At 63.7% G+C, this 19788-nt stretch carries 16 protein-coding genes; 9 read left to right on the top strand and 7 right to left on the bottom strand.

What is annotated here, in order from left to right; all coding sequences use genetic code 11:
- Window positions 1-3: 3 nt before the first annotated feature.
- Window positions 4-1206, bottom strand: a complete 1203-nt coding sequence (locus ACSQ3S_RS10475) for a DUF418 domain-containing protein (RefSeq protein WP_436142321.1) — start codon at window positions 1204-1206, stop codon at window positions 4-6.
- Window positions 1207-1323: 117 nt separating this feature from the next.
- Between ACSQ3S_RS10475 and ACSQ3S_RS10470 the strand changes: the two genes are divergently transcribed.
- Complete coding sequence (locus tag ACSQ3S_RS10470) at window positions 1324-1887, top strand: GNAT family N-acetyltransferase (protein ID WP_436142320.1); 564 nt, start codon at window positions 1324-1326, stop codon at window positions 1885-1887.
- On the opposite strand, the gene ACSQ3S_RS10465 is transcribed toward ACSQ3S_RS10470, so the two are convergent.
- Window positions 1865-2008, bottom strand: coding sequence for a hypothetical protein (locus ACSQ3S_RS10465; protein WP_353405240.1), 144 nt, complete (start codon window positions 2006-2008; stop codon window positions 1865-1867). The genes ACSQ3S_RS10470 and ACSQ3S_RS10465 overlap by 23 nt on opposite strands.
- A gap of 18 nt (window positions 2009-2026) precedes the next feature.
- Window positions 2027-2521: a hypothetical protein gene (locus tag ACSQ3S_RS10460; RefSeq protein WP_436142319.1), complete on the bottom strand. Its 495-nt coding sequence runs from the start codon at window positions 2519-2521 to the stop codon at window positions 2027-2029.
- A gap of 120 nt (window positions 2522-2641) precedes the next feature.
- Here ACSQ3S_RS10460 and ACSQ3S_RS10455 point away from each other — a divergent pair, with 120 nt between their 5' ends.
- From ACSQ3S_RS10455 to ACSQ3S_RS10430, 6 genes are read left to right on the top strand one after another with little or no spacing between them, the layout of a single operon-like run.
- The gene (locus ACSQ3S_RS10455; RefSeq protein WP_436142318.1) at window positions 2642-3889 is read left to right on the top strand and encodes an efflux RND transporter periplasmic adaptor subunit; all 1248 of its coding nucleotides are present in this window, start codon (window positions 2642-2644) and stop codon (window positions 3887-3889) included.
- 11 nt (window positions 3890-3900) lie between these two features.
- Window positions 3901-4563: an ABC transporter ATP-binding protein gene (locus tag ACSQ3S_RS10450; protein ID WP_436142317.1), complete on the top strand. Its 663-nt coding sequence runs from the start codon at window positions 3901-3903 to the stop codon at window positions 4561-4563.
- Window positions 4564-4572: 9 nt separating this feature from the next.
- Window positions 4573-5811 carry an ABC transporter permease gene (locus tag ACSQ3S_RS10445; protein WP_436142316.1) on the top strand — a complete coding sequence of 413 codons (1239 nt, stop codon included), beginning with the start codon at window positions 4573-4575 and terminating at the stop codon, window positions 5809-5811.
- Complete coding sequence (locus ACSQ3S_RS10440; protein WP_413449410.1) at window positions 5811-7010, top strand: ABC transporter permease; 1200 nt, start codon at window positions 5811-5813, stop codon at window positions 7008-7010. The genes ACSQ3S_RS10445 and ACSQ3S_RS10440 overlap by 1 nt, the downstream gene beginning before the upstream one ends.
- 3 nt (window positions 7011-7013) lie before the next feature.
- Entirely contained in the window at window positions 7014-8438 is a 1425-nt protein-coding gene (locus ACSQ3S_RS10435; protein WP_436142315.1) for a sigma-54-dependent transcriptional regulator, read from the top strand.
- Window positions 8435-9799 carry a sensor histidine kinase gene (locus ACSQ3S_RS10430; RefSeq protein ID WP_436142314.1) on the top strand — a complete coding sequence of 455 codons (1365 nt, stop codon included), beginning with the start codon at window positions 8435-8437 and terminating at the stop codon, window positions 9797-9799. The genes ACSQ3S_RS10435 and ACSQ3S_RS10430 overlap by 4 nt, the downstream gene beginning before the upstream one ends.
- Here ACSQ3S_RS10430 and ACSQ3S_RS10425 read toward each other — a convergent pair.
- A complete protein-coding gene (locus tag ACSQ3S_RS10425; protein ID WP_436142313.1) occupies window positions 9796-11487 on the bottom strand; it encodes a methyl-accepting chemotaxis protein in 1692 nt (563 codons plus the stop codon). The genes ACSQ3S_RS10430 and ACSQ3S_RS10425 overlap by 4 nt on opposite strands.
- A 279-nt stretch (window positions 11488-11766) precedes the next feature.
- On the opposite strand from ACSQ3S_RS10425, the gene ACSQ3S_RS10420 reads away from it, so the two are divergent.
- Both ACSQ3S_RS10420 and ACSQ3S_RS10415 read left to right on the top strand, forming a co-directional pair.
- Entirely contained in the window at window positions 11767-13167 is a 1401-nt protein-coding gene (locus tag ACSQ3S_RS10420) for an L-cystine transporter (protein WP_436145008.1), read from the top strand.
- Between the two features lie 66 nt (window positions 13168-13233).
- Complete coding sequence (locus ACSQ3S_RS10415) at window positions 13234-13482, top strand: hypothetical protein (RefSeq protein ID WP_353405251.1); 249 nt, start codon at window positions 13234-13236, stop codon at window positions 13480-13482.
- A 59-nt stretch (window positions 13483-13541) separates the two neighbouring features.
- Here the strand turns inward: ACSQ3S_RS10415 and ACSQ3S_RS10410 are convergent, their stop codons facing one another.
- From ACSQ3S_RS10410 to ACSQ3S_RS10400, 3 genes are all read right to left on the bottom strand, one after another.
- Window positions 13542-14963: an OmpP1/FadL family transporter gene (locus tag ACSQ3S_RS10410; RefSeq protein WP_436142312.1), complete on the bottom strand. Its 1422-nt coding sequence runs from the start codon at window positions 14961-14963 to the stop codon at window positions 13542-13544.
- 189 nt (window positions 14964-15152) lie between these two features.
- The gene (locus tag ACSQ3S_RS10405) at window positions 15153-18380 is read right to left on the bottom strand and encodes an efflux RND transporter permease subunit (protein ID WP_436142311.1); all 3228 of its coding nucleotides are present in this window, start codon (window positions 18378-18380) and stop codon (window positions 15153-15155) included.
- A gap of 12 nt (window positions 18381-18392) precedes the next feature.
- On the bottom strand, window positions 18393-19583 hold the full coding sequence (locus ACSQ3S_RS10400) for an efflux RND transporter periplasmic adaptor subunit (protein WP_176653543.1): 1191 nt from the start codon (window positions 19581-19583) through the stop codon (window positions 18393-18395).
- Window positions 19584-19788 lie beyond the last annotated feature (205 nt).

Here is a 19788-nt window from a genome sequence, read left to right as displayed (position 1 = left end):
TCCCTAGCCATTTTTTGGTATATTCACGCCAATATTTGGCATGGTTTCACTGCCAGCGCCGGCCCAGGTCGCTTTGTGCCACAGCGTTTCAAGCGGCCCCTGCTTGTGGCTGCGCAGCCACCACACGCTGAACTGCCGCTGTAACAAGGCCAGTACCACGCCTATCGTCAAGGCAAAGCTGGCGCCGGTATATTGATACATGCCCAGACCGAATCCATAATAAATCAAGGTACCGACAACGGATTGCGTCACATAACAGGTCAGACTCATGCGGCCTAGCGGCGAGAATATTCCCAGCCAATTTCCGGAATAAGACAGCAGCGTAAATCCGGATACCAGCACCACCATAAACGCGACGTTCGACCAGGAGGTAATAATCACCAACAGCGGCCGACGGATGGCTTCGCCTATATGCCAGGTGTCCGGATTGGATTTCAGCAGGTACAGCGGGATAAATGTCAGCGCCGCAGTCAGCAGTATTTTCCGCCAAAACAACTTATTCGCGTCGGATGGAATAAACAGCTCTTTTCGCCCAGCCAGCATGCCCAGCATGAATAAAGCGGGAATCTGGAATATACGACCATTTTCCCAGCTCCAGCGGATAACACCGATCTTCCCGTTGGTTAAATTACCCCACCACACCTGGAATGCCGATCCGTGCGCCATATATTTCTCAGCGCGGCCGAAATAAGCCCAGGATGCCGGGGCCGCGAGTTTTTCATTTGGCGCAGGCAATGCCTGGAAGAATTCAATCCACGCATAAGGTTGCAGCAGCAGAAATACCGCAATCGCCAATACCACGCCGCTGCGCAGCCGCGCCACCGGTATCAGCGCCAATCCCAATACGGCATAAATACTCAGGATATCGCCGTGGTAAAACATTGAATTGAATAGGCCGAACCCCAGCAGCAACACCAGTCGCCAGGCAAAGCGGGGGCGGAAGTCTTCGCCGCGCAGTTCCCGGTTGCGATTCTGGATGTAGAACGTCATGCCGAACAGCAGCGCAAAGATCGCATAGGATTTGCCGCCGAAGAGGAAGAACAGGCTATCCCAGATTGCTTTGTCCACCGCCTGCAGCCAGGCGGGCAAACCGGTCGGGAGAAAATAGAAGTCGAAGTGCTCGATGTTATGCAGAAGCAATATCGAAGCAATGGCAAAGCCGCGCAAAGCGTCGATGACATCCAGGCGGGAGGTGTTTGTAGTCATTATGTTCCATCAACCTTGGCAGTGAATAGGAGTGCATAGTGTAGATGAAAACGATTTCAATAAACACAACTAATATCTCTCAGCCGCTGACGGCGCCGGCCACGCTACAATCGCGGCATGAATCCACTGCACATCGAAGCCTTGGAACCGGCCGGCTTCGCCGCTTTCCTTCTTTACCTCAACGACCACCTGTCCGACAACGGCCGGGACGGTACCGCCTATTTCCAGCCGCTGTCGCGCGACGACTCGCGCTTCCCTGCCGACAAGGCCGAGGCGTTCAAGACCGGCATGGCGACCGAAGTCGGGATGACGGGTTGGCGGCGAGTATGGGTGGCACGCGACGGCGAAGGCCGCATCGCCGGCCACATCGACCTGCGCGCCCATGCGGAACGCTACACCGGTCATCGCTGCCTGCTTGGCATGGGCGTGGACCGGGAGCATCGCAAACAGGGATTGGGCAACCGCTTGATTGCGCACGCGGCGCAGTGGGCACAGGAATCGGCAGGATTGGAATGGATAGATTTGCAGGTGCTGTCCGTGAACGCGCCCGCCATCAAGCTCTACGAACGCAACGGCTTCCACAAGACCGGCGAAATCGCCGCCATGTTCAACATCGACGGCCAGGATTTCGCCTACACCAGCATGAGTAAGTATTTGGCTAATGCGTGGCCAAATAGATGATTACTGCGATTGTATAGCCTACACCAAGGACAACCGCAATCGCGGTCAGCCACGTCATCAGGCGCTCACGCTGCTCGCGAACCGCGACGTATTCAAAAAACGATTCAAGTGGATTTTTCATGATGAACTCCCTCATGATCTACCGATGAGATAATGGGCTTCGGCGAAGATAAATGCAGAAACCATGGCTACCAAAATTGATAGTAGCATTATCCTCGACAGCCTCGTCCTTCATATCCGCGCTTTCATTTAGTCCATCGATTGCGCCAAGCATCACGAGGACAGCTGACATAACTATCAAAAAGACGTGGAATCCCAACCCGGTCCAAGCAAGTTCGCGCCAGTTGGAAGCGGCACTCTCCAAATACCCGGCCAACTCGTAGCAGCCCTCGGAGCTCATCGCGGTAACAATCCACAACAGCTGACCATTCTTGACTGCGTTGTAGACGACGCCACGCGCCGACTGCCGAAATGTGCGCGTCCTCCCAGCAATGGCAGCAATGCGATGGGCGCAAATATGGGCACGCCGATGTGCACAACGGCCCAAGCCAGAAACTGAAGAAGATCCATGGCCTATCCTTTCAAGGGTGTCCGGATACGGACGGTGTTGGGCGGAGACGGGCATGCGCTGCATGCGGCGGCGCCCGGCTCACTCATGCTAGGCCTTTGATTTATATGGTTTTGTCTTTATATCAACCGCGTGGCACGGGGTTTGCAATAGAGGGAGCAACGCAAACTCACTCATCGCATCCCCATGGACCAGGCGCTCAGCCCGACAATCATCTCCCGCCGCAACCGCAGGACGGCCATCGTCATCGCCGCCGCGCTCGCCACGCTGTGCGCGGCGGCCTGGGGCCTTAACCGCGTCGTCAGCCCCAGCGTCGACGCGGCCAGCGTGCTGCTGGCGGAAGTCCGCGTCGGCAATATCGCCAACACCATCAACGCTTCCGGCCTGGTGATCCCGGTCCACGAGGAACTCGTCTCCAGCCCGATCCAGACCCGCGTGTCCAGGGTCTACGCCAAGCTGGGCCAACAGGTCAAGCAAGGCGAACTGCTGCTGGAGCTGGACAACCGCACCATCATCCTCGCCATCGACGGCATCAAGGAGCAGCTGGCGCAGCAGGAAAACCGCATCCTCGCGCTGACCTTGGAAATGGAACAGAAACGCAAGCAGATCGTCAGCGCCATCGAACTGCTGGAGCTGGACCTGCAGGCGACCCGCGTCAAGCTGGGCCGCTATCAAACCCTGCGCAAGGCTGGCGGCGTATCGGCCGAGGACCTGCTGACGGCCGAACTGAACGTCAAGCGCAACGAGATCCAGCTGCGCCAGCAGCACGAGCAGATCGAGGACAGCAAGCGCGTCACCTCCTCCAGCATCGAGGGCGCGCGGCTGCAAAAGAACATCCTGCAAAAGCAGCTGCAGCAACAGGAACAGCTGCTGGCGCAAACCCAGGTGCGCGCGCCGTTCGCCGGCATGCTGACCTGGCTGCTGGCCGACGAAGGCGCCAGCCTGGCCACCGGCCAGCTGGTGGCCAAGGTGTCCGAGCTGAGCAACTACAAGGTCGAAGCCTCGCTGTCCGACTTCCACGCCCGCGCGCTCAGCGCCGGCCAGCCGGTGCGCATCGAGCAAGGCAACGTGCGGCTGGACGGCACGGTGCAGACCATCCTGCCGGAAATCCAGAACGGCACCGTCAAGCTGCTGGTCACGCTGGCGCAACCCAGCCACCCTATGCTGCGCAACAAGCTGCGGGTCGAGGTCAATATCGTCACCGAACAAAAGAGCAACGCCCTGCTGGCCGACAACGGCCCCGCCTTCAACGGCCGCGGCCCGCAAGACATCTTCGTGGTGCGCGACGGCATCGCGCGCAAGACCACACTGAACATCGGCGCCAGCGATGGCAAGTCCGTGGAAATCCTGTCCGGCGCGCGCGCCGGCGACCGCCTCATCATTTCAGACACCAGCCGCTACAAGGATCGCGACAGCATCCGCGTGGCCCAATAAGGAGAGAGCATATGATACGCCTGCAAAACATCAGCAAGACCTACCAGACCGACAAGGTCCAGACCCTGGCCCTGAAGGACATCGACCTGCACGTCGAAAAATCCGAATTCGTCTGCATCATGGGCCCCAGCGGCTGCGGCAAGAGCACCTTGCTGAACCTGATCGGCCTGCTGGACCGTCCCGGCAGCGGCGCCATCCATGTCGGCGGCGCACCGGTCGCCTCGTACAAGGACAAGCACGTGGCCAAGCTGCGCAACAGCACCTTCGGCTTCATCTTCCAGAGCTTCCACCTGATCAACGACCTGCGCGTGATCGACAACGTCGAGCTGCCGCTGCTGTACCGCGACATGTCGGCCAAGAAGCGCCAGCGACTGGCGCGCGAGGCGCTGGAAAAAGTCGGCCTCGGCGCCCGCATGGACCACTATCCGAACCAGCTGTCGGGCGGCCAGCAGCAGCGCGTGGCGATCGCCCGCGCCATCGTCGGCCAGCCGCAGGTGCTGCTGGCCGACGAACCGACCGGCAATCTCGACAGCAAAATGGGCCAGGAAGTGATGGACCTGCTGCTCAAGCTCAACAGCGAAGGCACGACCGTGGTGATGGTCACCCACGACGAGCATGAAGCCCGGCGCGCCGGCCGCATCGTGCGCGTGTTCGACGGCCAGCTGGTCGCATAAGGAGTCCGCATGTTACGAAATTATCTGCTGACCGCGTGGAAGGTCTTCATGCGCCGCAAGCTGTTCACCGCGATCAACCTGTTGTGCATCGTACTGACCCTGGTCGTGCTGCTGGTGGTCACGGCCCTGCTGCAAAACACCTTCTACCCGACCGGCGTGGAAGGCAAGAGCGACCGCTTTGTGCAGATGGTCATGCTGCAGTCGACCCACACCGGCAAGAGTTCGCGCCGCACCGGCACGCTCGGCTACAAGCTGGTCGACCGGTATCTGAAGCCGCTCAAGCACGCCGAGCTGGTGTCGGCCGCCAGTTTCCCGCAGACGGTGTCGGTGTACCAGGAAGGCCAGGTCAGCGAAGTGATGATGCGCCAGGTCGATGCCGAATACTGGAAAATCCTCGACTTCAACGTGCTGTCCGGGCGCGTGCTCAACGCCGACGACCTGCAACAGGGCCGCATGGTGGCCGTGCTCAACCAATCGACCGCGCGCAAGCTGTTTCCGGGCCAGCAGTACCTGGGCCAGAAGTTCAGCGCCGGCGGCCAGGTGTTCACCGTGGTCGGGGTGGTGGCGGACGAAATGCACGTCAACGCTTTCTCCGACATCTGGGTGCCCATCACCTCGCAGCCGTCCAGCGATTACAAGAACAACCTGTTCGGTCCCTACATGGCGATGATGATGGCGCACTCGGTGGAGGAAGTGCCGGCGCTCAAGCAGGAAATCCTGAAGGCCGCCGCCACCGTGCAGTACGACGATCCCACCATCTTCGACACTGCCAAGTTCTGGGGCGACTCCAAGCTGCAACTGTTCGCGCGCACGCTGCTGAGCGACCAGACCGAGGACGGCGGCGCCGCCAAGCTGCTGAGCGGCGTGGTGGCGGTCATGCTGTTGTTCATGGCGCTGCCGGCGCTCAACCTGATCAATCTGAACGTGGGCCGCATCATGGAGCGTAGCAGCGAGATCGGCGTGCGCAAGGCCTTTGGCGCCACCGGCCGCCAATTGGTGGCGCAACTGGTGCTGGAAAACGTGCTGCTGTGCCTGATCGGCGGCGCCATCGGCCTGCTGCTGGCCGCCGGCGTGCTGTGGTGGCTGGAAGGCTCCGGCCTGATCCCCTATCTCAAGGTCCACCTCAACCTGGCCGTGTTCGGCTACGGCCTGTTGATCACGCTGGTGTTCGGCGTGTTGTCGGGGGTGATCCCGGCCTGGAAAATGTCCCGGCTGGCGCCCGTCCACGCCCTGAAAGGAAACGCATAATGTTGCGCCACATGCTCAAATTGATCTGGAAACGCAAGTCCCGCAACATGATGCTGAGTCTGGAAATCATGCTGGCCTTCCTGGTGGTGTTCGCCATTGCCGCGTTCGGCCTGCGCTACTGGCAGCTGTATCAGCTGCCGGTCGGGCACGGCTGGCGCAACCAGTGGTCGGTCAGCATCCGCGCCGCGCAGGAACTGCCCAACGATTCCGCCGTGTTCGACAACTTCAAGCGCAGCCTGCTGACCATGCCGGAGGTGGAATCGGTGGGCTTCAGCTCCTTCTCCACCTACGAAATGTCGCGCTGGACCGAGGAATACACGCTGCCCGACGGCAGCGGCGAGCTGACCGTGGACGGCATGGGCGTGAGCGACGATTACTTCGCCACCATGGACATGACACCGGTCGCCGGCCGCTTCTTTTCCAAAATGGACGATGGCGCCGACGCCGCGCCCACCGTCATCAACCGCAAGCTGGCAGAAAAATGGTTCCCCGGCAAGGAGCCGGTCGGCCAGTTGTTCGTGGTCAGGCGCGATGGCAGGAAGGGCGACGGCCAGCGCTACCGTGTGGTCGGTGTGGTCGACCAATACCGGTCGCACGGCGAATTCATGGACCCGGTGTACTTCATGCTGCCGCGCTGGATTCCGGGCAACGGCAAGGAGGCGGCCAACACCATCGTGCTGAAGCTCCGGCCCGGCACGCCGCGCATCTTCGAGGCCAGGCTCAACGCCAAGCTCAAGCAGATTCGCAGCGACTGGAACTACGTCATCACGCCGCAGGCGGACGCCCGTAGCTCGATGCTGAAGACGCAAATGATCCCGCTGGTGATCATGGCCGTGATCGCGGCCTTCCTGCTGGTGATGGTGGCCTTCGGCCTGTTCGGCGTGCTGTGGCAGAACACCACGCAACGCGTCCCGGAAATCGGCCTGCGCCGCGCGCTGGGCGCCGACGCCGGCGCCATCTACCGGCAGATCGTCTCCGAGCAGCTGCTGCTCAGCAGCACCGCCATCGTGATCGCGCTGGTGCTGCTGGTGCAGCTGCCGCTGACCGGGGTGTTTGGCGACAGCCTGAACTGGCCGGTGTTCTTCGGCGCGCTGGCGCTATCGGCGAGCGTGATCTATCTGCTATCCTTGCTTTGTTCGCTGTATCCCGGCTGGCGCGCCGCGCGCCTGAGTCCGACCGAAGCGCTGCACTATGAATGAATAATGGACTCCACTCGCAAGCAACTCATCCTCATCATCGACGACGACAGCGCGGTACAGGTGTCGCTGGCCCTGCTGCTCAAGCAATCCGGCTTCGACACCTTGTGCTGCGACGATCCGCAGCAGGCGCTGGCCGCGCTGGCGCGGCAGCCGGCCGACCTGGTCTTGCAGGACATGAACTTCTCGCTGCAAACCAGCGGCGAGGAAGGCTTGCAGCTGCTGGCCGCCATCAAGCAGGCCCAGCCCGCGCTGCCGGTGCTGCTGATGACGGCCTGGGGCTCGATCGCGCTGGCGGTCAAGGGCGTGCAGGCCGGCGCCGCGAACTTCTTCACCAAGCCCTGGGACAACGCCCAGCTGATGGCGCTGATCCGCACCACGCTGGAGACGGCCGCGCCGGCGCCGGCCGCCTGCCCCACGCGTCAGGCGCTCGACGCGCAGTTCGATTTCAGCGGCATCGTCGGCGAGCATCCGCGCCTGCTGAAGGTGCTGTCCACCATCGGCCAGGTGGCCGCCACCAGGGCGCCGGTGCTGATACTGGGCGAGAGCGGCAGCGGCAAGGAGCTGATCGCCGACGCCATCCACCGCAACAGCCCGCGGGCCGCGCGCGCCATCGTCAAGATCAACATGGGGGCGATCACGCCGTCGCTGTTCGAGAGCGAAATGTTCGGCCACGTGCGCGGCGCCTTCACCGACGCCAAGAGCGACCGCAAGGGTCACGTCGCCACCGCGCATGAAGGCACGCTGTTCCTCGACGAGATCGGTGAACTGAACCGCTCGGACCAGGTCAAGCTGCTGCGCGTGCTGCAGGACCAGACCTACCAGGCGGTGGGCGCCAGCCGCACCGAGCGGGCCGACATCCGCGTGGTGTCGGCCACCAACCGCGAGCTGGCCGAGCTGGTGGCCAGCGGCGAGTTCCGCGAGGACTTGTTCTACCGCCTGAACCTGATCACGATACGCCTGCCGCCGCTGCGCGAGCGGCGCAGCGACATTCCGCTGCTGGCGCGGCACATCATCGGCCAGGTCTCGGCCAGCTACGGACTGGGCCCGGCCAGCATCGCTCCGGCCGCGCTGGACTGGCTCAGCGCGCAGCCATGGCCGGGCAATATCCGCCAGCTCAAGCAGACGCTGGAACGCACGCTGCTGCTGGTCGGCAGGAGCGAGTTGAAGCAGGCCGATTTCATCGCCGCCGAGCAGCACGAAAACGGCGGCGCGATCGGCGCCCCCGGCCAGCGGCTGGGCGTGGACGGCATGACCTTGGAACAGGTCGAGCGCCACATGATCGCCAAGGCGCTGGAGCAGCACCAGGGCAACATCTCGCGCGTGGCCAAGGCGCTGGGCCTGAGCCGTACGGCCCTGTACCGGCGGCTGGAACGTCACGGCCTCGGCGCCGACGCCGACCAGGCTGAAACCGGCGAATCGCGCCCATGAGCCTGCGCCGGCGCTTGTACGCCTACCTGGCCGCCGCTCACCTGCTGTTCCTCGGGTTGACGATCACGCTGTTCCGCGACGCGCCGTGGCTGATGCTGGGACTGGAAGCGGCGGTGCTCCTGAGCTTTGCCGCTGGCGTGCTGCTGATGCGCCGCGCGCTCGAACCGCTGGGCTACACCCGCCACTTCCACGACCTGCTGCAAGACCAGCACTACGCCGCGCGCCTGCAGCAAAGCGGCGACGCCGAGCTGAACGAGCTGGTTCAGCTGTTCAACACCATGCTGGGCGCGCTGTACCGGGAGCGCCTGCAGATCGGCGAACAGCAAGGCTTCCTCGACCGCCTGCTGGAAGCCACGCCGAGCGCCGTCGTCGTGTTCGACTTCGACGGCCGCATCAGCCTGCTGAACGCCAGCGCCCAGGCGCTGCTCAAGCTGGACGACGCCAAGGGCAAGCCCTTGTCCGCCTGGTTGCCGCCGCTGGCCGGCGATGCGCAGACGGCCGGCGGCAATCCCAGCCTGCTGGCGCAGCTCGACGCCCTGCCGCCCGGCGACAGCCAGCTGCTGACCGACACCGACGGACGCCGCTACCGGGGCCAGCGCGGCCACTTCTACGACCGCGGCTTCGCCCGCCATTTCCTGCTGATCGAGGAACTGACGCAGGAACTGGAAAGCTCGGAAAAAGCCACCTACGACAAGCTGATCCGCGTGCTGGCGCACGAGGTCAACAACACCGTCGCCGCCACCGGCTCGGTGCTGGACTCGCTGCTGTACTACCGCAGCCAGCTGGCCGAGCGCGACGGCGAAGACTTCAGCACCGCCATCGTCGCCGTCAAGCGCCGCAACGTCAGCCTGGGCGAGTTCATCGAACGCTTCACGCGCGTGGTGAAGATGCCGGCGCCGGAACTGCGCCCGGTCGCGGTCAAGGACTTGATGGACGACATCCTCTACCTGTACCGCGAGCCCTGCCGCAGCCGCGGCATCAGCATCGCCTGGCGGCATTGCGACGACGTGCCCGCCGTCGCCATGGACCGCCACCTGATGGAACAGGCGCTGCTCAACGTGGTGAAAAACGCGATGGAAGCGGCGGACGGCGGACCGCAGCCGGCGTCCATCGAATTCGCGCTGGGCCAGGATGGCGACGGCCTGCGCCTGTCGGTCATCGACAGCGGCAACCGCCTGGGCGACGTGCCGGCGCGCCAGCTGTTCACGCCCTTCTTCACCACCAAGAAAGGCGGCCAGGGCATAGGCCTGCTGTTTGTGCGCGAGGTGCTGAACCGCCACGGCTTCCCCTACCGCCTGGCCGCGACCGGCGACGGCAGCACCCGCTTCGATATCTGGCTGCGGCCGGCAGCCGGCGCTTAAAACTCTTCCCAGTCGCCGCTGCCGCCCGTGTCGGCCGGCACAGCGCTGAGGCGCTTCTGCGGCTTGACGGCGGCAGTCCGCACCACCGGACGCGCGGACGCGGGCAAGGACTTGACCGCTGGCGCAGGCTTGCTCGGTGCCGGCGCACTGCGCTGCTCGCGATCAACCTTGAACACGCTCACCACGCGTTCCAGGTTGGCCGCCTGCTGCTGCATCGCTTCCGCCGCGGCGGCGGCCTCCTCCACCAGCGCCGCGTTCTGCTGCGTCACCGTATCCATCTCGCTGACGGCCTGGTTGATCTGCTCGATGCCCGCGCTCTGCTCGTCGCCGGCCGAGGCGATGTCGGCCATGATGTCGGTCACGCGCTGCACGCTGGACACCACCTCGTTCATGGTCTGGCCGGCCTGCTCCACCAGCTTGCTGCCGATCTCCACCTTCTCCACCGAATTGCCGATCAGCTCCTTGATCTCCTTGGCCGCCACGGCCGAGCGCTGCGCCAGGTTGCGCACCTCGGAAGCGACCACCGCGAAGCCGCGCCCCTGTTCGCCGGCCCGCGCCGCCTCGACGGCGGCGTTCAGCGCCAGGATATTGGTCTGGAAAGCGATGCCGTCGATGACGGCGATGATGTCGACGATCTTGCGCGACGAATCGTTGATCGCGCCCATCGTATCGACCACCTGCGCCACCGCCGACGCCGACTGCGCCAATTGGTTGGCCTGGCGCGCGTTGTCGTTGTTGTGGCGCACCGCGCTGGTCAGCTCTTCCATTGACGAGGCCGTCTCCTCCAGCGAACTGGCCTGCTGTTCGGTGCGCGTCGACAAATCCTGGTTGCCGCTGGCGATCTCGGTCGACGCGGCGGCGATCGTCTCGGTGCCTGAGCGTACTTCGGTGACGATGCCGGCCAGGGCGTCGCGCATCATCTTCATCGCGTGCAGCATGCTGTGGCTGTCGTCCCCGCGGGTATCGACCACCACCGTCAGGTCGCCGGCGGCGATGCGGCCGGCGACGGCGGCCGCATAATCGGGCTCGCCGCCCAACTGGCGCAGCAGCGTGCGGCCGATGACGATGGCGGCCACGGCGCCGATCGCGATGGCGATGCCGCTCAACACCAGCATCAGCAGCCGCGCACGCTCGTAGGCGGCGCTGGCGGCGGCGGTATCGGCCAGGTTCTGTTCTTTTTGCAGCAGCGCATAGTCATCCATGGCGTCCTGCCAGCGCTGGGTGGCCGGCGCGGCCTGCTTCATCAGCAGTTCGGTGGCTTCGGCATCCTGGTTGGCCAGCGCCAGCGCCAGCACCTTGTCGGTCAGCGGCCGCGCTTCCTGCGCCGCCGCCTCGATGCGGGCCCGCAGCGCGGTGTCCTTGTCCGACGCAGGGAATTTATCCAGGGCCTCCTTCGCCTTGCCGTAGCCGGCGCGCGCGGCGGTCAGATGCGCCAGTTCGGCCTGCATATGGCCCGGCTCGGTCAGCAACACCACGGTGCGCGTCACGCGCGCCGCCACATGCACCGCCTCCGACATCTCCTGCACCAGGTCGGTCCTGGCCACGTTCGTGTTGACAATATTGTCGAGCTTGGCATGAATCGTGCTCATGTTGAACACGCCCAGCGTGGCGATGAGCACCAACAGCGTCAAGACCAAACCGAAACCAAGACTGAGACGGGTACCGACTTTCATGTTTGCGATCGTCATACGAACACTCCTGCGGTTGGAAGCCTATGTAACAAATTGTACGCCAACACTTAAGTTGGTTTTGTAAAATTTCCGAGGGTAAACATACAAAAAACCACTGAGCCGGACAGGCGGAAACCTCATATCGATATAGCCAAATATTCGACTTTAAAGGGATTTTGGCGGACTTTATATGCAGTAACACCTATAAAATAAGCGATTCCGTCACCGGCGGGTAAGACCAACGGCACGCCAAGGTGACGATCAGTGACTATTTATTTTCGTAGCGAAGGGCAGACGATGGCGATCAACGTGATTCTCAACTTGCTGGCGGCACTGGTGTTGCTGGGCCTGCTGTACGCGCTGCAGCGCCGGCACGCATCTTTTTCGGTGCGCGTATTCACCGGCATGGGGCTGGGCGTGGTGCTCGGCGCCGCGCTGCAGGCGCTCTACGGCGCCAGTTCGGCCGAGCTGAAGCTCACCGGCGACTACCTCGACATCGTCGGCTCCGGCTACGTCAAGCTGCTGCAGATGATCATCATGCCGCTGATCATGGTCTCCATCATTTCCGCCATCATCAAGCTGAAGGGCATTAACTCGCTGGGCAAGATCAGCGCGCTGACCATCGGCACGCTGATGCTCACGACGCTGGCGGCAGCCGCCATCGGCATCGCCATGGCCAAGGTGTTCCACCTGACGGCCGTCGGCCTGACCGCCTCGGCGGCCGACATCGCGCGCGGCGTCTACCTGCAAGGCAAGGTCGAGGCGGCGCAGGCGATTTCGCTGCCGAGCATGCTGCTGAGCTTCATCCCGGCCAATCCCTTCCTCGACATGACCGGCGGGCGCAAGACCTCGACCATCGCGGTGGTGATCTTCTCGGTGTTCATCGGCATCGCCGCCACCGGCATCCACGACAAGAAGCCGCAGATCTTCGCCGCGTTCGAACATTTCATCCAGGTCGCGCACGCGATCGTCATGCGCATCGTCACGCTGGTGCTGCGGCTGACGCCGTACGGCGTGTTCGCGCTGATGGCGCAGGTGGTGTCGACCTCCAGCTACGCCGACATCCTGCACCTGATCGACTTCGTGCTGGCCTCGTACAGCGCGCTGCTGCTGATGTTCCTGGTGCACCTGCTGATCGTCGGCGGCGCCGGCCTGAACCCGGCGCGCTACGCCAGGAAGATCCTGCCGGTGCTGACCTTCGCCTTCACCTCGCGCAGCAGCGCCGGCGCCATCCCGATGAGCGTGCAGACGCAGACGCTGCGCCTGGGCACGCCGGAAGGCATCGCCAATTTCGCCGCCTCGTTCGGCGCCACCATCGGCCAGAACGGTTGCGCCGGCATCTACCCGGCGATGCTGGCAGTGATGATCGCGCCGACCGTCGGCGTCGATCCGTTCACGCTGGCCTTTATCGTACCGCTGCTGGCCATCATCACCATCGGCTCGGTCGGCGTGGCCGGCGTCGGCGGCGGCGCCACGTTCGCCGCGCTGATCGTGCTGTCGTCGATGAACCTGCCGGTGGCGCTGGCCGGCCTGCTGATCTCGATCGAACCGCTGATCGACATGGGCCGCACCGCGCTCAACGTCAGCGGCTCGATCACCGCCGGCACCGTCGCCAGCCGGGTGTTGGGCGAAACCGACCTGGCCGTCTTCAACAACGACGCCGAGCTGCCCATCGACAGCGAGCGCCAGGCCGCCTGATCGAAAAAACAGGGAACCGCCGGTGGCGCGGCGGGTCTAATTTTTTCCATGTAATGAAAGGAAAAAATGATGACTACCCTCACCCTTACCTCCCGTCTTTTACTGGGCGCGGCCATGTCGGTCGCTTTGCTGGGGGGCTGCAACAAGCGCCCCGCCGACCAGCCGACGCCGAGCGTGACCAGCCCTGAGCCGGCCACGCCGGCAACCACGCCACCGGCCAACACGACGCCACCGGCCACCACGCCGGACAACACCACGCCACCGGCCACGACACCACCGCCGGCACAAAATCCGCCGCCGGCCACGAATCAATAGGCGTAAAACCGCAGGCGTAAAAAAAGGGCCCGAGGGCCCTTTGACTACATGGTTCCGGCTTAGAACTTGTAGTTGTACGAAATGCCGACCAGCGACAAATGGGTCTGGAACAGGCCGCGCGTGGTTTCGCCGTTGCCGGTGCAGGTGGTCATCAACGGATTGCAGTTGTTGGTGTAGTTGATCTTCGCATCCTTGAAGTCCAGGTAGCTGTAGGCGAAGTCGATCGACGAGCGGGAGTTGAGCTTCCAGTTGGCGCCGACCGAATACTGCATGCGGTCGCTGTCCGGCAGCGCCGGGTGGGTCAACTCGGCGCTTTGCACCGGCGATTCGTCGTAGGCCACGCCGGCACGCAGGGTCAAGGCTTCGTTGTAAGCGTAGTTGCCGCCCAGCGAAACGCGCACGGTGTTCTTCCATTGCTGGCGGATCACTTCGGCGCCTTCGGTGGTGCCAGGGAACTGGATGTCCAGGTCGCCCATACGGTTGTGGCGTGCGAAGGTCACGTCGGCCATGCCGGCGAACTTCGAATCGAACTGGTGGAACACGTTGGCCGACAGCGTCTCAGGCGTGCGCAGCGACACCAGCGCGGCCGAGTTGACCTTGTGCGACGACGCCGACAGCACGCCGTTGACGATAGGGTCGGTGGTCACTTTCGAGAAGTCCCATACGGTGCTGCCTTTCAGCTGGTGCGAGATCGACGAGCGGTAAGCCAGGCCGAAGCGGGTGTTCTGGTCCAGCGTGAACAAATAGCCCAGGTTGAAGCCCCAGCCCCAGTCCTTGGCGTCGTTCGAGCCGTGGGCGTCGCCCGCCGTGCGCAGCAGCGCAGGGTTGCCGCCCAGCGCGGCGATCTGCCTGGCCAGCAGCGCGCCTTGCGCGGCGCCGGGGCCGCTCGACAGCGCGGCGATGGTGCCCGGCACGTCAACCGCCTGGCCCAGCTCGGCCTTCATGAATTCCGCGTCGATACCGAAGCCGAAGGCGTGGTGCTCGTTCAGCTTGAACGATGCCGACGGGTTCAGCGTGACCGATTCCAGCTTGACGTCGGACAGCGCGTAGCGGCCGTTCCAGGTGCTGCCGTAGTTGATCTTGGTGCCGTACGGGACAAACAGGCCCAGGCCCACTGCCCACTGGTCGTTCAGCTTCTTGCTCAGGTACAGCGATGGCGCTGTGACCGAATCAGGCACATAGTCCTTGGCCGCGGTGCCGCCGGTCGGCTGGCCGGTGAAGTGGGTCGAGCCGGTGTCGGTGAAGGTCGAGTGCGGCAGGACGACGGTCGCGCCGCCGCTGATCTGCATGCCGTCCAGGCGCGACAGGCCGGCCGGGTTGTAGAAGATGGTCGATGGATCGTTGGCTTCGGCGGCGTTGGAATCGGCCGTGCCCTGGCCGGAGATGCTCTGCGAGCCGAAACGGTAGCCGGACGCGTTGGCGCCGGCGGACAGGGCGCTCAGCGCGGCGGCAATGATCAGGGGCAGGTATTTGTGTTGCATGGAGGTCTCGCTTTATAGGGTGGTTTTTTAGCAGAAAGGCCAGCAGCATACTACATTCGTAAAACAATTCAAAAGGCAAGTCGTTAGAGGAGGAATACTAATTAAAAACTTGAAACCGAGCACTTGCTCTGCATCCCAGAAATAAAAAAGGACCCGAAGGTCCTTTTTTACTCCTTTAAAAACAAAGGCTTAGTGCGGATCCAACGCGCCGGCCGGCGGCAGCGCCGGGCCGCCCTTGCCGGTGATCTTGCGCACCACAAACATGATGGCGCGGAACACCAAACGCACGAATACCAAGGTCAGCAGCGCTTCGACCAGGGTCATCACCAGTGCCGGCGCGGCGCTCCAGCGCACTGCGCGGCGCTGGTATTTGGCGATCGCGCGGTCCTTGCTGATCTCGATGCTGTCGTAGAAGGTCGGCACCATCAGCAGCGTCAGCAGGGTCGAGGTGATCGTGCCGCCGATGATGGCGATCGCCATCGGACGGTAGAACTCGCCGCCCTCGCCCAGCCCCAGCGCGACCGGGAACATGCCGGCGATCAGCGCGAAGGTGGTCATCAGGATCGGACGCAGACGCATGCGGCCGGCGTACATCAGCGCATCCTCGCGGCCGTAGCCCTCTTCCTCGCGCTTGCGCGCCGCGTCCAGCAGCAGGATGGCGTTCTTAGCGACCAGACCCATCAGCATGATCACCCCGATCAGACTCATCAGGTTAATCGTGCTGTTGGTCAGCAGCAGGCCGATCACCACGCCGATCAGCGACAGCGGCAGCGACAGCATCACCGCGATCGGCGCCGTAAACGAACCGAACTGCATCACCAGGATCAGGTACATCAGGCCGACGCCGGCCACCAGCGCGATGCCCATGGCGCCGAACACCTCGTTCATGTCCTTGCCGGCGCCGCCCAGGTTCAGGCCGTAGCCCGGCGGGAAGTCGATGTCCTTGACCAGCTTCATCGCGTCGCTGGTCACCTCGCCCGGCGAACGTCCCTGGACGTTGGCGCTGACCGAGATCACGCGCTTGCCATCCTTGTGCTTGATGGTGGACGGCCCCTTGCCCATGGTGACGCGGGCGATCTGATCCAGCGGCACCATCTGGTTGGTGCCGGTGACGGCGATCGGCAGGCGCTCGATGTTCTCGGAGCTGGTGCGGTCTTCCGGCGCCAGGCGCACGGCCACGTCGCGCGACTCGCCGGTCGGGTCGACCCAGTCGCCCACTTCGATGCCGGCAAACGCCACGCGCAGCGCTTGGGCGGCGTCGCCGGCGGCGATGCCCATCGAGTTGGCCAGGCCGCGGTTCAGCTCGATCTGCAGCTCGTCCTTCGGATCCATTTCAGACAGGCCGACGTCCACCGCGCCCGGCACCTTGCGCAAACGGTCCATGAAGGCGTTGGTGATCTCCATCAGCTTGCGCGAATCGGCGCCGGTGAATTCGATCTGCACCGGCTTGCGGGCGCCGTTGCTCAGGTCGTCGAGCACGGTGTACTCGGCGCCGACCAGGCCGGCCAGCTTCTCGCGCAATTCCTTGGCCACCTCGATGGCGCCGCGCTTGCGCTGGGTCTTCTTGCCGATGTCGACATAGATGCGGCCGCCGCTGAGGTTGACGTAGCTGTTGGTTTCCTTGGTCTCCTTGATCGAACGGGCGATCACGGCGGCCTTTTCCAGTTTCAGGCGCGAGTATTCCAGGCTGCTCGACGACGGCGTGCGCACGTCGATCGCGATGGTGCCCCAGTCCGAGGCCGGCACGAAGCTGGCGCCGCCGAACTTGGCTTGCAGGCCCAGCGCGGCCACGAAGGTTGCTAGCGCGATCACGGCCATCCAGCGGCGGTGGTGCAGCGCCCAGGCAATGACGTTGCCGTAGCGGTCGGCCTGGTGGTCGAACCAGTGGTTGAACTTGAGCAGCACTTTCTCGAAGCCCTTGCGCGGCGCCGTGTGGTGATCCGGCGGATCGCCCCAGAAGGCCGACAACATCGGATCCAGCGTGAACGAGATCAGCAGCGACACCGCTACCGAGCAGGTCACCGTCAGCGCGAACGGACGGAACCATTCGCCGGTGATGCCCGGCATGAAGGCCACCGGAATGAAAACGGCCATGATGGAGAAGGTGGTCGCGGCCACCGCCATGCCGATTTCAGCCGTGCCCTTCAGCGCGGCGGTGCGGCGGTCGGCGCCCAGCTGCATATGGCGCACGATGTTTTCCCGCACCACGATGGCGTCGTCGATCAGCACGCCGATCGCCAGCGACAGGCCCAGCAGGGTCATGAAGTTCAGCGTGAAGCCGCACAGCCAGACGCCGATGAAGGCGGCCAGCACCGAGGTCGGCAGGCTGAGCGCGGTGATCAGGGTCGAGCGCCACGAGTTCAGGAAGGCGTACACCACGAAGATGGTCAGGCCGGCGCCGAACACCAGCGATTCGATCACATTGTTCAGGCTGTCCTGGGCGTTTTCGCCGTCGTCCTCGGTCACTTCCAGCACGGTACCGGCTGGCAAGTCCTTCTTCATTTCCTCGACCACTTCGCGGATTTTCTTGGCCACGGTCACGGTCGACGCATCGCGCGAACGGGTGATCGAGATGCCGACGTTCGGCTTGCCGGAACGCACGCTGATGCTGTTGATTTCAGCGAAGCCGTCTTCGATGGTGGCCACCTGCGCCAGCCGCACCAGCTCGTTGCCGTTGCGCTTGACCACCACCTGCTGGAACTCTTCCGGATGCTCGATGCGGCCGACCAGGCGTATCGATTGCTCGTTCAGCTCGCCGCGCACCTTGCCCACCGGCGCGTTGGTGTTCTGGTTGCGCAGCGCGTTGACCACGTCGCCCACCGACACATTGTATTCACGCAGCTTCTCGGCCTTCAGCAGCACGCTCAGCTCGCGGCGCAGCGAGCCGTCGATGTTGACCGAGGCCACGCCGTCGATGCCGCGGAAGCGGTCGGCCAGCTTGTCCTCCGCCATGCGCGAGATGACCGCGTGGCTCTGCGTCTTGGACGACAGCGCCAGCTGCATCACCGGCTGCGCCGACGGATCGATGCGCTGCAGGATGGGTTCGCGCATCTCGGTCGGCAGCTTGTAGCGCACCGCCGCGATGGCGTTGCGGATCTCGTCCGACGCCTCGATCAGGTTCTTGGTGAAGGTGAACTTGATGAAGATGCTGGCCGAGCTTTCCGAGGCCGTGCTGTTAATTTCCGTCACGCCGGTGATCGACTGCAGCGATTTTTCCAGGCGGTTGACGATTTCGCGCTCGACCGTCTCCGGCGACGCGCCCGGATACGGAATATTGACCACGATGAAAGGCACTTCGACGTCCGGGTTCTGGTTGACGCGCAGCTTCTTCAGCGCCATCAGGCCCAGGCACATCATCGCGACGATCAGCACGATCGTGGCGATAGGCCGTTTAATACTGAAATCCGATAAGAACATGGCGGTTATCCTTTATTTTTCTGCCACGGTGGACGACGAAGCCGAGGCCACCGCTTTCGGCGTGCTCAGTTCGACCTTCTGGCCATCCTTGAAGCCCGAGCCCGGCACGCGCACCACCATGTCGCCGGTGGCCAGGCCGCTCAGCACCTGCCAGCGGCCGGTACGGTCGTCGCGCGCGCCGACGGTCAGCGGCACCTTGGCCAGCGCGCCGCCCTTGATGCGCCACACATAGTTGCTGTCGCCGGCCTGGATCAGCGCCGACGGCGGTATCATCAGCGCCGACGACGTTTCGGACTCGACGCGGCCTTCGGCGTACAGCCCGGCCACGCGCGGCTGCGCCTGCTCGGAGAAGTCCACCAGCACCTCGACCTGGCGGGTGACGGCGTTGGCGGCCGGATCGACGCGCTTGACCTTGCCGCTGAAGCTCTGGCCAGGGTAGCCGTTGACGCGGAACAACACCGGCTGGCCGACCTTGACCACGCCGATCTTGTCGGCCGACACCAGACCCTCGAAGCGCATGCTGTGCGGGTCGATCACCTTGATCAGCTCCTTGCCGACCTGGGCGGTGTCGCCGTTCGACACCTTGCGCTCGCTGACGATGCCGTCGAACGGCGCGCGCACCACGGTGCGGGTCAGTTGCTGGCGGGCCGAGACCGAACGCGAACGCGCCGCAGCCAGGTCGCTCTGGGCGTTGTTGCGGCGGATTTCCGCGTCTTCCTGGGCCTGGGTCGACACCATGCCGGAGGCCAGCAGGGTTTTCTGGCGCTCGTACATGCGCTGGGCCTGGGCCAGCGTCTGCTCGGCGGCGCGGGTGGCCTCGTCGGCCGAATTGACGCTGTCGCGGATCGAAGTCTCGTCCAGGCGCAGCAGCACGTCGCCTTTTTTGACCGGCTCGCCGTTTTCCTTCATTACCTGGATTACCACCGCGCCCACTTCGGCGCGCAGGTCGGCGCGGCGCTCCGGCTGGATCGAGCCGGTGATGACCGGACCGGACGCCAGCGCGTTCGATTCGACGGTAATCGTGTCTTCCGGCGACATCTGCAGGGTCACCAGGGGCTCTTTCTTGGCGTCCTTGTCGGCCTCTTTGCCTGCGGAAGCGGTCGCCGAAGCGCTGGCGCCGGCTTTTTCAGGCTCCTTGGAGGACTTGCCGCATGCGACCAGGGCAGAAGCGACGGCGAGAGCTAGAAGGGTTTTGCGCAACATAAAGTTCTCCGAGAAAGTGGCACGTAGGTGTTCGTAGGTGCTGGTTTTTGCTTATGAAATTTTAGCCAGACTACAGGGCGCAGAGTATCCCTGACTGTCCGGATACGGTCAATCAACATGCGACTGGACGGTAAAAAACGTGGCTGAATTGCCAAATAACGGGATGAACGGTGAAATTGGAGAATAGTCCGGGATGGCGAAAATG

This window comes from Duganella sp. LjRoot269 (genome assembly GCF_964254095.1).
Taxonomy (GTDB): Bacteria; Pseudomonadota; Gammaproteobacteria; order Burkholderiales; family Burkholderiaceae_D; genus Rugamonas; species Rugamonas hordei.
This window is presented reverse-complemented; position numbering and strand designations above follow the sequence as displayed.

Excerpts from the sequence above, each read along its gene's own strand:
- ACSQ3S_RS10475 (WP_436142321.1), bottom strand. The coding sequence starts at position 1,206 with ATGACTACAAACACCTCCCGCCTGGATGTCATCGACGCTTTGCGCGGC.
- ACSQ3S_RS10470 (WP_436142320.1), top strand. The coding sequence starts at position 1,324 with ATGAATCCACTGCACATCGAAGCCTTGGAACCGGCCGGCTTCGCCGCT.
- ACSQ3S_RS10465 (WP_353405240.1), bottom strand. The coding sequence starts at position 2,008 with ATGAAAAATCCACTTGAATCGTTTTTTGAATACGTCGCGGTTCGCGAG.
- ACSQ3S_RS10460 (WP_436142319.1), bottom strand. The coding sequence starts at position 2,521 with ATGCAGCGCATGCCCGTCTCCGCCCAACACCGTCCGTATCCGGACACC.
- ACSQ3S_RS10455 (WP_436142318.1), top strand. The coding sequence starts at position 2,642 with ATGGACCAGGCGCTCAGCCCGACAATCATCTCCCGCCGCAACCGCAGG.
- ACSQ3S_RS10450 (WP_436142317.1), top strand. The coding sequence starts at position 3,901 with ATGATACGCCTGCAAAACATCAGCAAGACCTACCAGACCGACAAGGTC.
- ACSQ3S_RS10445 (WP_436142316.1), top strand. The coding sequence starts at position 4,573 with ATGTTACGAAATTATCTGCTGACCGCGTGGAAGGTCTTCATGCGCCGC.
- ACSQ3S_RS10440 (WP_413449410.1), top strand. The coding sequence starts at position 5,811 with ATGTTGCGCCACATGCTCAAATTGATCTGGAAACGCAAGTCCCGCAAC.
- ACSQ3S_RS10435 (WP_436142315.1), top strand. The coding sequence starts at position 7,014 with ATGGACTCCACTCGCAAGCAACTCATCCTCATCATCGACGACGACAGC.
- ACSQ3S_RS10430 (WP_436142314.1), top strand. The coding sequence starts at position 8,435 with ATGAGCCTGCGCCGGCGCTTGTACGCCTACCTGGCCGCCGCTCACCTG.
- ACSQ3S_RS10425 (WP_436142313.1), bottom strand. The coding sequence starts at position 11,487 with ATGACGATCGCAAACATGAAAGTCGGTACCCGTCTCAGTCTTGGTTTC.
- ACSQ3S_RS10420 (WP_436145008.1), top strand. The coding sequence starts at position 11,767 with ATGGCGATCAACGTGATTCTCAACTTGCTGGCGGCACTGGTGTTGCTG.
- ACSQ3S_RS10415 (WP_353405251.1), top strand. The coding sequence starts at position 13,234 with ATGATGACTACCCTCACCCTTACCTCCCGTCTTTTACTGGGCGCGGCC.
- ACSQ3S_RS10410 (WP_436142312.1), bottom strand. The coding sequence starts at position 14,963 with ATGCAACACAAATACCTGCCCCTGATCATTGCCGCCGCGCTGAGCGCC.
- ACSQ3S_RS10405 (WP_436142311.1), bottom strand. The coding sequence starts at position 18,380 with ATGTTCTTATCGGATTTCAGTATTAAACGGCCTATCGCCACGATCGTG.
- ACSQ3S_RS10400 (WP_176653543.1), bottom strand. The coding sequence starts at position 19,583 with ATGTTGCGCAAAACCCTTCTAGCTCTCGCCGTCGCTTCTGCCCTGGTC.